The 11,267-nt window shown below is 72.0% G+C and carries 8 protein-coding genes; 3 read left to right on the top strand and 5 right to left on the bottom strand.

All coding sequences use genetic code 11. From position 1 onward, the window contains the following. Positions 1–516, top strand: a 516-nt coding sequence (locus E2E34_RS24670; RefSeq protein WP_167518375.1) for a phosphotransferase, incomplete at its 5' end; no start/stop codon positions are given. Positions 517–644: 128 nt separating this feature from the next. Here the strand turns inward: E2E34_RS24670 and E2E34_RS24675 are convergent. The 4 genes from E2E34_RS24675 to E2E34_RS24690 all read right to left on the bottom strand — a co-directional run bounded on the left by E2E34_RS24675 (position 645) and on the right by E2E34_RS24690 (position 5,114). Beyond that, positions 645–1,367 carry a 3'-5' exonuclease gene (locus tag E2E34_RS24675; protein ID WP_138904115.1) on the bottom strand — a complete coding sequence of 241 codons (723 nt, stop codon included), beginning with the start codon at positions 1,365–1,367 and terminating at the stop codon, positions 645–647. Positions 1,368–1,476: 109 nt separating this feature from the next. Continuing rightward, a complete protein-coding gene (locus tag E2E34_RS24680) occupies positions 1,477–2,730 on the bottom strand; it encodes a DUF5919 domain-containing protein (RefSeq protein WP_138904116.1) in 1,254 nt (417 codons plus the stop codon). 109 nt (positions 2,731–2,839) lie between these two features. Beyond that, a complete protein-coding gene (locus tag E2E34_RS24685) occupies positions 2,840–4,174 on the bottom strand; it encodes a copper amine oxidase (RefSeq protein ID WP_138904117.1) in 1,335 nt (444 codons plus the stop codon). 82 nt (positions 4,175–4,256) lie between these two features. Continuing rightward, positions 4,257–5,114 carry a Tat pathway signal sequence domain protein gene (locus tag E2E34_RS24690; protein WP_138904118.1) on the bottom strand — a complete coding sequence of 286 codons (858 nt, stop codon included), beginning with the start codon at positions 5,112–5,114 and terminating at the stop codon, positions 4,257–4,259. A 187-nt stretch (positions 5,115–5,301) separates the two neighbouring features. Here E2E34_RS24690 and glgX point away from each other — a divergent pair, with 187 nt between their 5' ends. Then, positions 5,302–7,419, top strand: a complete 2,118-nt coding sequence (gene glgX / locus E2E34_RS24695) for a glycogen debranching protein GlgX (RefSeq protein WP_138904119.1) — start codon at positions 5,302–5,304, stop codon at positions 7,417–7,419. On the opposite strand, the gene E2E34_RS24700 is transcribed toward glgX, so the two are convergent. Beyond that, on the bottom strand, positions 7,373–8,617 hold the full coding sequence (locus tag E2E34_RS24700) for an MFS transporter (protein ID WP_138904120.1): 1,245 nt from the start codon (positions 8,615–8,617) through the stop codon (positions 7,373–7,375). The genes glgX and E2E34_RS24700 overlap by 47 nt on opposite strands. 81 nt (positions 8,618–8,698) lie before the next feature. Between E2E34_RS24700 and treY the strand changes: the two genes are divergently transcribed. After that, entirely contained in the window at positions 8,699–11,062 is a 2,364-nt protein-coding gene (gene treY / locus E2E34_RS24705) for a malto-oligosyltrehalose synthase (protein WP_138904121.1), read from the top strand. Positions 11,063–11,267 lie beyond the last annotated feature (205 nt).

Raw genomic sequence — 11,267 nt, forward strand, 5'->3', positions numbered from 1 at the left:
CCTTCCTTCCCCCTCCCCCGGCGAGAACTGCTGGGCGGCGTCGAACGCTGGCTGCGGCTGGCGGGAGACGCGATCGACCCGGCCGACGCGGCGTACCTGCGCGAGCGGCGCGACGGTTTCGCGGCGGCGTCGGCCGCGCTCACCCCGCGTCTGCCGCAGGGCCCGATCCACGGTGACGCGCTCCCCCGCAACGTCCACGTCGGTCCCGACGGTCCGGTCCTGGTGGACCTGGAGACCTTCGCGGCCGATTTCCGCGAGCACGACCTGGTGGTCATGGCCCTGTCGCGCGACCGGTACGGCCTGGACCCCGACGCGTACGACGCGTTCACGGCGGCGTACGGCTGGGACGTGCGCGAATGGTCCGGCTGCGCGGTGCTGCGCGGCGCGCGCGAGACGGCCAGCTGCGCCTGGGTGGCGCAGCACGCCCCGGCCAATGCGGCGGCCGCGGCCGAGTTCCGCAGGCGGGTGGCGTCCCTGCGCGACGGCGACCCGGAGGTCCGCTGGCATCCGTTCTGAGCGTCGGAGCCGGCGTCCCGGCGTGAGCGTCGGAGAGCGGGCGCAGGGGGCTGGAGCGTCCGTTTCCGCGCCTCGGAATCCCGGGCCGCAGCCCCGGCGGTCGCAGTCCCGGCGTCAGCGTCCGGGCGTCACAGGACGACGGGGGACAGTTCGCGCAGCGGCCACCGGGGATCGATGACCGCGTCCGGGGTGCCCTTCTTGCGGAGGAACTCCTGGAAGCCCGCGGCCCAGTCGGCGTACCACTCGATCTGACGCTCGTGCAGTTCGGCCGGGGCCAGCGCGGCGACCGACGGATGGCGCTCGGCTATCGCGCGGGCCACCCCGACGGCGGCCAGGGCGTCCGCCGAGGCCTCGTGGGCTCCGTCGAGCACCACGCCGTACTCGACGCAGACCGCTTCCAGGGTGCGCTTGCCCTTGCGGTAGCGGTCGACGGCGCGGTCGATCGTGTACGGGTCGATGACCGGGCCGATACCGGTCCCGCCGCGCCGCTCACTGAGCGACGGCAGCCCGTGGCGGCGCAACTCGGCGGCGAGCAGGGTCAGATCGAACGCCGCGTTGTAGGCGACGACGGGCACCCCCTGGGCCCAGTACCCCGTCAGCGTCTCGGCGATCTGGTCGGCCACCTCACGGGCCGGCCTGCCCTCCGCGCCGGCCCGCTCGCTGCTGATCCCGTGGATCGCGGACGCCTGCGCCGGGATGCGGATGCCCGGGTCGGCGAGCCACTCGCGCCGCCGGGACACCCTGCCGTCTTTCACGCCGACGATCGCGGCCGTGACGATGCGGGCCTCCAGCGGCTCCGTGCCGGTCGTCTCCAGGTCGAAGCCGACCAGCGGTTCCCCGTGCCATCCCATCGTGGGACCTCCTTCGTGATGCTCCCCCCGGAAGATCCCCGGTGGAGAACCACCCTCGCACGCACCACTGACAACGCCCCGGGCCCGGTCGCGGACCGCCGCGCTCCGCTCAGGACACCGGCCGTGAATCCGCCCACACGGCTTCGAATTCCTCCCGGTACGTCTCGAAAAGCCCGCCTTCGGGCTCGTGACCGTCGCGGCCGTCCGGCGCGTGCCTGACCACCCCGCGCCCGGCGCCCCGCAGCACCAGGACCGGCGCCTCCATGCCGCGCGCCTTGCGCAGGTACGTCTGGACGACGGCGAGCCCGTCCGCGCCGTCACCGTCCACGAGGTACGCCGTGAAGCGCGGCGTCTCGTCGAACACGTGGATCTCGAACGCCCCCGGGTCCCGGAGTTTGGAGCGCACCCGCCGCATGTGGAGGATGTTCATCTCCACCGAGCGGCTCAATTCGCTCTTTTTCAGGCCGAGTTCGCGCTCACGCCGCTTGACCGCGCTGCTCGCCGGATTGAGGAACAGCAGGCGTATGCGACAGCCCGACTCGGCCAGCCGCACCAGCCGCCTGCCCGAGAAGTTCTGGACGAGGAGGTTCAGCCCTATGCCGATCGCGTCGAGCCGCCGCGCGCCGCCGAACAGGTCCTCGGCGGGCAGCTGGCGCTGGAGGCGCACCCGGTCCGGATGGACGCTGACCACATCGGCGTACCGGTCCCCCACCAGCTCCTCGACGGCGTCCACCCTGAGCCGGCCGGAGGAGTGCGCGCCGGTCCCGCTGCCCAGCATCTCCAGGAGCCGCGCGGACGCCCGTTCCGCCTGGGCGAGTACGGCCTCGGACAGCGCCCGGTTGCGTGAGACGACGTTGCGGGTGACTTCCAGCTCGTCCAGGGCGAGTTCGACGTCGCGGCGGTCGTCGAAGTACGGCTCGAAGCACGGCCAGTGCTGCACCATGAGCTCCCGCAGCTGGGGCAGGGTGAGGAAGCTGATGACGTTGTCGTCGGCCGGGTCGAGCAGGTAGCCCTTCCTGCGCGAGACCTCCCGCACCGCGACCGCGCGCTGCACCCATTCCTGGCCCGCCGGTCCGGCGGCCGCCACCACCCAGTCGTCCTCGCCGTGCACCGGCTCGTAGATGGGCCGCAGCACGGCGGCGACGACGGCGCGCAGTCGCTGCTCCACGAGGTTCAGCCAGATGTAGGCCCGGCCGGCCCGCTGCGCGCGCGTCCGCACCTCGCTCCAGGCGTCCGCGCCCCAGTCCAGTTCCGCCCCGATCTCCATCGGACGCGCAAGCGAGACCGCTCCGGGCGGGACGCCTGCGGAACCCCCCTCGTGACCTGCGTCACCGGGGGGCAGTTCCAGCCCTCCCGAGCTCACCCACGCACCGCCTTCAGCTCCTGGAAGCCCCGTCTCCAACGATCAAGGAAGGGTACTCCGGGAGCGGGAGGCGGTGCAGCCGGATCGGCAGGCTCCTTTCCCAACTCCCTTATTCGTAATGCCCGTTCTGTCCAGCGAGATCGGCCGGAGTGAGCGGATTCATAGCGGTTACGTCCCTCGGCGCGAGCTGGAAACCCTGCCAGTGGACCGGCATCGGCTGCTGGTCCTCGTCCCGGGCGATGTGGTGGAACCCGATGTTGACCCAGGTGATCGGATTCTTGAGGGTCTCGCCGTTCACCCACTCGTCCACGCTGTCCGGCGCGTTCGCGCCGCCGCAGTCGCGGATGTTGTTGCTGGCGAACTGCTCACACTTGCGGTAGTTCGTGAAGTACACGTCGTGCCGGGTGAAGCTGCGCCCCGGGTGCTTGTTGGAGCTGCCGGGCACGATCTCGTACGAGCGCGCGTGGCCGTCCTTGTTCTTGCCGGTCGCGCTGACGATCCGCCACCACCGCATGCTCTTGGCGTCGCCCGCGAGCTCCTTGGTGATGGGGGTGCGGGTGGTCCTGGTGGTGGGCTTGGCGTTGCCCTGCGGCGGGGTGACCTTCGAGTCGTACTGCTCGACGCGGTTCTTCGAGCTGCCGTCGAGGCCGAAGTTCAGCCGCCAGAAGACGTTGTGGCTGTGACTGGTGGCGTAGTCGCGCGCCCCCTTGCCGATGGGCCAGCCCCGGCCGTCGGTGGCGTCGTAGTCGTCGGGCGCGAGGCTGCCGGTGGCGCCGACGTTGGCGGAGACGGTGCCGTCGGAGGAGAAGCGCCATTCGGTGATGTACTCGTACCAGGAGACCTTGTTCACGGTGTAGACCAGCAGGTCCTTGCCCTGGGCCTGCCAGACCTTGGTGCTCTCGTCGCTGGCGAGGCGGTACGCGTGCCCGCGCGCACGCGTGGTCGTGCAGATGCCCTTGACGTCGCCCATGTCGGGGACCCTGACGGTGCGGATCGTGCCACCGGGGCACTCGGCGGGCTTCAGGTCCTGCAGGCCGGTGCCGAAGCCGTAGCTCGTGAGGTCGTCGTACTCCTCCTTGCCGTTGTCGTACGGCACGTGGACCTGCGCCAGCTTGCCGCTCGTCAGGACGCGGATCGGTTTGGGTTCGCCCTTGGGCTGGTACGTCACTTTCTCCAGGACCAGGCCGGCGTCGCTGTCGTAGTTCCAGCACATGCGCCAGGTGGTGCCGCCGTCGAGCTTCTGCTCGATGCGGTACGCCGCGCTGCAGTCGGCCGGAGCCGGCGCGGGGGCCGCCGGCGCGGCCTTGGGGGTGTTCCCGGCCGCCGCCCTGGGCGTCGCGGAGGCCGCGGAGCCGCCGGCGGCGGCCAGGCTGCCGAGCAGGGCGGCGGCGGCGAGGGTTGCCGCGGCCCGCTTGCGGGCACCAGAAGCTCTGTTGACGTGCATGAGGATGAACTCCCTCGTACGGAAGTGCGGGAAGGGACTGAAGAGGATGAGTCGGTCGAGAGGGTCCGGAGGGCCGGAAGGGTCAGCCGATTCGGCCGACCGTCCTCGCACTCAGGTCGACCACGAGATCGCGCGTGTCGATCCACGGCCCGTTCCTGACCTTGGACGTGACGCGGACGCAGCGGTGCGTGCCGCACTTCGCGAGCGCCGCCGGCACGTTCTCCTCCCGGTCCGCCCGGTAGATCCCGCCGTTCACCCACAGCTGGTCCACCGAGGTCAGCGGCTTGCCCATGGCGTCCTGGTAGTCCTGCTTCAGGCCCGCGCCGAGCGGGCTCGCCAGGATCAGCTCGGTGGCCTCGCGGTTCTCCGCACGGGTCGGCGACGGCTGTACGCCCTTGAGCACGCCGGTCCGCTCCACCTTGCCGGTGGCGAGGTTGACGGTCCTCGTCACCAGCTCGTCGCGCTTGTAGTCGTAGTACGACACCTCGGCGCGGCGCGGCGGCGCCGCGTCGTCCACCTCGGACGGCTGCATCTCGCCGAGGTTGGTGGCCAGGTGCTGCGGCCCCCGGTCCCCGTCGACGTCCCGCCCGGCGGCGAACTGCGACGGCGTCAGCGCCAGCTTCTCGACCCGCTCCAGCTCGGCGTCGGTCAGGGGGTCCCGGCCGATGCCCTGCTCGCCCTCGGCCGGGGCGGCCTCCACCACGCCCGGCTCGGGCGCCTGCCCCGCCGCCGCGCTCCCACCGGCCCGGTCCCCCTGGTCGCCGCGCTCGCCCTGGGCCGTACCGGTGACGGCAGCGGTCCCGGTCCGCCCGCCGCGCGTGTCGTCGGCGGCGCCGGCCGGACCCGGCAGCGTCACCCCGATCATCACCGCCGTCCCGGTCACCGCTATCGCGGTCCCCGCCAGCATCTTCCCCAGATGCCGGCGCACTGTCCTGTGCACGATGCCCCCCTACTCCTCCCGGAGCCCCCCGTCGCCCCGCGCGTCACGCGCGACGGCAACTGGCGAACCGGGTATGCGTGGTCACCCGGTAGGACGGACCGAAGTCCTAGGAGGTTGCCCCACTTTCGGGGAAGATCTGTGCGAAGTGCCCCGCAGCACCCGGATCAGAAGTGGAAGAGTCGATCGCATGCAGGTCTGGCCGGGAGAGGCTTACCCACTCGGCGCCACGTACGACGGCGCCGGAACCAATTTCGCTGTCTATTCGGAGGCCGCCGACCGGATCGAGTTGTGCCTGTTGCACGACGACGGTTCGGAGACGGCGGTGGAACTGCGCGAGTCCGACGCGTTCGTACGTCACGCCTTCCTGCCCGGCATCATGCCGGGCCAGCGCTACGGCTACCGGGTCCACGGCCCGTACGCCCCGCAGGAGGGCAAGCGGTGCAACTCCGCGAAGCTGCTGCTCGACCCGTACGCGCGGGCCATCAGCGGCAAGATCGACTGGGGCGAGGCGGTGTACGGCTACCACTTCGGGAAGCCGGACTCGCGCAACGACCTGGACTCGGCGCCGCACACCATGGCGTCGGTGGTGGTGAACCCGTACTTCGACTGGGGTGACGACCGTCCGCCGCGCACGGACTACCACCGCACGATCCTCTACGAGGCCCATGTGAAGGGCCTCACGATGATGCACCCGGACCTCCCGGACGAGCTCCGGGGGACGTACGCGGCGCTCGCGCATCCGGCGATCATCTCGCACCTGACGGAACTGGGGGTGACCGCTCTCGAGTTGATGCCCGTGCACCAGTTCGTCAACGACCACCGGCTGGCCGACGCGAACCTGAGCAACTACTGGGGCTACAACACCATCGGTTTCTTCGCCCCGCACAACGCGTACGCCTCCTGGGGCGACCGGGGTCAGCAGGTGCTGGAGTTCAAGTCGGCCGTACGGGCGCTGCACCGGGCGGGCATCGAGGTCATCCTCGACGTCGTCTACAACCACACGGCGGAGGGCAACCACCTGGGCCCCACGCTCTCCTTCCGGGGTCTGGACAACGCCTCGTACTACCGTCTCGCCGACGATCCCCGGTATTACATGGACACCACGGGCACCGGGAACTCCCTGCTCATGCGGTCGCCGCACGTCCTCCAGCTGATCATGGACTCGCTGCGGTACTGGGTGACCGAGATGCACGTCGACGGGTTCCGCTTCGACCTGGCGGCGACGCTGGCCCGGCAGTTCCACGAGGTGGACCGGCTGTCGTCGTTCTTCGACCTGGTGCAGCAGGACCCGGTGGTCAGCCAGGTGAAGCTGATCGCCGAGCCGTGGGACGTGGGCGAGGGCGGCTACCAGGTGGGGAACTTCCCGCCGCTGTGGACCGAGTGGAACGGCAAGTACCGGGACACCGTCCGCGACCTGTGGCGGGGCGAGCCGAGGACGATCGCCGAGTTCGCCGGGCGGCTCACGGGGTCGTCCGACCTGTACCAGGACGACGGGCGCAGGCCGCTCGCGTCCATCAACTTCACCACCTGCCACGACGGCTTCACCCTGGCCGACCTGGTCTCGTACAACGACAAGCACAACGAGGCCAACGGCGAGGGTAACCGGGACGGCGAGAGCCACAACCGGTCCTGGAACTGCGGGGCGGAAGGCGATACGGACGATCCCGCGATCCTGGAGCTGCGCGCCCGCCAGATGCGCAACTTCATCGCGACGCTGATGCTGTCGCAGGGCGTGCCGATGCTGTCGCACGGGGACGAGTTCGCACGCACCCAGGGCGGCAACAACAACGCGTACTGCCAGGACAACGAACTGTCGTGGGTGCACTGGCCGGACAAGGACGAGGAGGAGGGGTCGCTCCACGCGTTCACCCGCTCGATGGTGTGGCTGCGGCGGGACCATCCGGTCTTCCGGCGCAGGCGCTTCTTCCACGGGCGTCCGGTGGAGGGCACGCACGACGACCTGTCGGACATCGCGTGGTTCACGCCGGACGGCAAGGAGATGGCCCAGCGGGACTGGCAGGCGGCGCACGCGAAGGCGCTGACGGTCTTCCTCAACGGGCACGCGATCTCCGAGCCGGGGCCGCGCGGCGAGCGGATCTCGGACGACTCCTTCCTGCTGATGTTCAACGCGAGCGCCCAGGAGCTCGATTTCACCATTCCGGTGAACCACGGGAAGCAGTGGCAGGTCGTGGTCGACACGGCACGGCCCGACGGGGTGCCGCCCGGGAGCGGTCCCAAGGTGGGAGCGGGCGAGCACGTCACGCTGATCGGGCGCAGTCTGGTGGTGTTGCAGCGGCCGGCCTAGGAGCCGCCGCGGGAGCGGGGCGGACGGTCCACGCGAGTACGGCGCACAGCGTGGCCGCCGCCACCGCGACGGCGAACGCGGCGTGCGCGCCGCCGCCCTCCGCGAGACGCCCGGAGACGGCCAGGGCGAGCGCCTGGCCGCCGACGACGCCGCTCGTGAGGAAGGCCATCGACTCGGCGAGCCTGTTCTCGGGAACGATCCGGGTCGTCAGGGCGAAGATGGTGATCAGGTGGGGTGCGTACGCGACCCCGAGGACGATCACGACGGCGTACAGCGCCCCCAGGGACGTCACGAAGAGCAGCGGCACGGACAGCACGACCAGAGCGGCTGTCGCGACGCGCCAGCGGGCCGACAGGGTGACCTTCTCCGGTACGGCGGCCGTCGCGAGCCCGGCGGCCGCGCTCATGACGCCCATGGCCGCGTACACGAGACCGGCCTGCTCCGGCCGCCCGAGCCGGTCGGTGAGCGCCGTGATGCCCGCCTGAGACGCGCCGAACATGGCTCCCTGGAGCACCATCGCGGTGCGCAGCGCGTACACCGCGCCGGGCAGGCTGGTCGTCGTGGATGACGCCGCGCGGGACGCCGGGCGTACCCGGGACGCCGTCGGATGCAGGGCGAACCAGGTGCCGCAGACGGCCAGCAGACCCGCTGCCGCGAGCAGGGCGGCGGCGGGGTGCGCGACGGCCGCGGCGAGGCCGACGAGGGCGGGGCCGAGGACGAAGGACACCTCGTCGAGCGTTCCCTCGAACGACAGGACGGCCCCGACGAGCCGTTCGTCGGCTCCGTTCCTGCGAGCGATCGCGACCGATCTCGTACGTGCCAGGGGGCCGATCTGGGGAACGCTCGCTCCGGCGAGCGCGCCGACGAGCGCGAGCGGGAGCGTACCGACGCGCTCCAGGGACGCGAGCACGAGAGCGGCGACGGCGACCGCGTTGACGAGGGCGGCGACCAGGACGACGGTGCGCTGCCCGTGACGGTCCGCCGCACGGCCGAGCAGCGGCCCGCCGGCCGTCTGGCCCGCCGCGAGGGCGCCGCCGACCAGTCCCGCCGTGGCGAGGCTGCCGCTGGTCTCGGCGACCAGCAGGAGGCTGCCGACCTGGCACATCGCGGTCGGCAGCCTGCCGAGGAACGACACGACGGGCAGCACCGGCCCGGTGAGGGCGACGACGCTGCGATAGGTGTGAAGGGTGCCGGGCATCACGTGAACGTAATAGCGGGTCATCACACGGACGCATGGGCCGATGACACAGAAGGTCCCAATGCGGGTACGTACGTTCGCATGACGCCCACCGCCACCTATCGTCTGCAGCTCCATTCCGACTTCCCCTTCTCGGCCGCCGAGGAGGCGGTGCCCCATCTGGCCGCCCTCGGGGTCTCGCACCTGCACCTGTCACCCGTGCTCGACGCCGTGCCGGGCTCGCAGCACGGGTACGACGTCGTCGACCACGCGCGCGTGCGGGCCGAACTCGGCGGCGAGGAGGGACTGCGCGCGCTGTCCCGCACGGCCCGCGCGCACGGCCTCGGTCTGATCCTGGACATCGTCCCGAACCACATGGCCGTACCGGCGCCCGAGAGCCTGAACCGGCCCCTGTGGGAGGTGCTGAGGGAGGGGCCCGATTCGCCGTACGCCCGGTGGTTCGACATCGACTGGGAGGGCGGCGGCGGCCGGGTGCTGCTGCCCGTGCTGGCGCACCGGATCGGTGACGAGCTGGACGACCTGACGGTCGACGGCGAGACCCTTCGCTACTACGACCACGCGTTCCCGCTGCGCGCGGGCACGGCGCACCTGCCGATGCCCGAGCTCCTGGACGCCCAGTGGTACCGGCTCACCTGGTGGCGGCTGGCGCGCACCGAGCTGAACTACCGGCGCTTCTTCACCATCTCGGAGCTCATCGGGGTGCGGGTGGAGGACCCGGAGGTCTTCGCCGCCTCGCACGCGAAGATCCTGGAGCTCGTACGGGACGGGGTCGTGGAGGGGCTGCGGATCGACCACCCCGACGGTCTCGCCGACCCGGAGGCGTACCTGCGGCGCCTCCAGGATGCCGTCGGGGGCTGCTGGACGGTCGTGGAGAAGATCCTCACCGGCCCCGAACGGCTGCCCGCCGAATGGCCGGTCTCGGGAACGACGGGGTACGACGCGCTGTACCGGATCGACGGCCTGTTCACCGATCCGTCCGGTGTCGCGGAACTGACCGCTCATTACCGCGATTTCGCGGGTCCCGCCGGGGACCGCGGCGGTTACTGGGAAGCGACGGTACGACGGTCGGCGTACAAGGTGCTGACGCACGAGCTGGCGGCGGAGACCCGCTACCTGGTCCGTACGGCCGAGCGGATCTGCGCGGCCGATCCCGCGCTGCGCGACTACGCCCCCTGGGCGTTGCGCGAAGCCGTACGGGAACTGCTGGTGCGCGTTCCCGTGTACCGCCCGTACGTGACGGCGGGCGGGCCGTGTCCCGAGAGCGCCGCGGCGGCCGTTCCGGTGGAGGCGGCGCGTCAGGTGAAGGCCGGGTTCGCGGTGCGGGAGGAGGCGGCGGTCGTCGATCTCGTGCGCGACCTGGCGCTGGGCAGGCTGGGCGACGGGCCGGACCGGGCGGCGTTCTGCGCCCGGTTCGCGCAGACGGCGTCGGCGCTGCGGGCCAAGTCGGTGGAGGACACGGCGTTCTACCGCTACACGCCGTTGATCTCGGCCAACGAGGTGGGCGGCGACCCGGGGGCGCCCGGGGTGAGCCCGGCGGACTTCCACGCCTTCTGCACCCGGCTGGCACGCGACTGGCCGGCCACCGGCACCGTACTGTCCACGCACGACACCAAGCGCAGCGCGGACGTGCGGGCGCGGATCGCGGTGCTGTCCGAGTGCCCCGGGCGGTGGGCCCGGCTCCTCGCGGGGCTGGCCCAGGTGCCCGGGCCGGACGCCCACCTGGCCTGGACGGCCTGGCAGACGGCCCTCGGCTTCGCGGAGCCCGACGCGGAGCGGCTGACGGCCGCGCTGCTGAAGGCGGTGCGGGAGGCGGGGCTGCACACCAGCTGGACCGAGCAGGACGAGGTGTACGAGCGGGCCGTGGCCGAATTCGTCGCGGCGGGGCCGGCCGGAGCGCCGTTCGAGACGGTGGCGAAGTTCGCGCGGGACCTGGATCCGCACGTACGGGCCAATGTGCTCGGGGCGACGCTGCTGCACCTGACGATGCCCGGCGTGCCGGACCTCTACCAGGGCACCGAGCGGGAGTTCCGCGCGCTGGTCGACCCGGACAACCGGCGCCCGGTCGCCTTCGCGGCGCCGGCCGCGGGCGACGACGACCTGTCCGCGCAGAAGTACGCCGTCACGGTGGCGGCGCTCACTCTGCGGCGGGCCCACCCCGAGGTCTTCGGCGAGTCGGGAACGTACACCCCCCTCACCGCCGAGGGCCCGGCCGCCGACCACTGCGTGGCCTTCTGCCGCTCGGGCCGTGCGGTCACCGCCGTCACGCGCCTGTCGCTGCGCCTCGCGGACGCGGGCGGCTGGCGCGACACGCGGCTGCCGCTGCCCGAGGGCCGCTGGACGGACACCCTCTCCCCGTCCCGCGCCTTCACCGGTTCGGTGCCCGTCGCCGACCTCTTCGGCGACCGCCCGGTGTCCCTGCTCACCCGCGCCCCCGAGGAGGCGTAGGAGCGCGACGGCCTGGTTCTCCCCCGGCCGTCGGATGACTCACGGCCCGGAGAGGGCCTGCCACCGTCGTGCCCCCGGCATCGTGGCCGGGGGCACGACGGGTGCTCAGGTCGTCGTGGTGACGGGAGGGATTGGTCATCCTCGTCCGGGGAGGCGGTGCGGCGCGGCGCGGCGACCCGCGAGGCCGTGGTGGACGGCATCACCG

Source organism: Streptomyces albidochromogenes (assembly GCF_005981925.1).
Taxonomy (GTDB): domain Bacteria; phylum Actinomycetota; class Actinomycetes; order Streptomycetales; family Streptomycetaceae; genus Streptomyces; species Streptomyces albidochromogenes.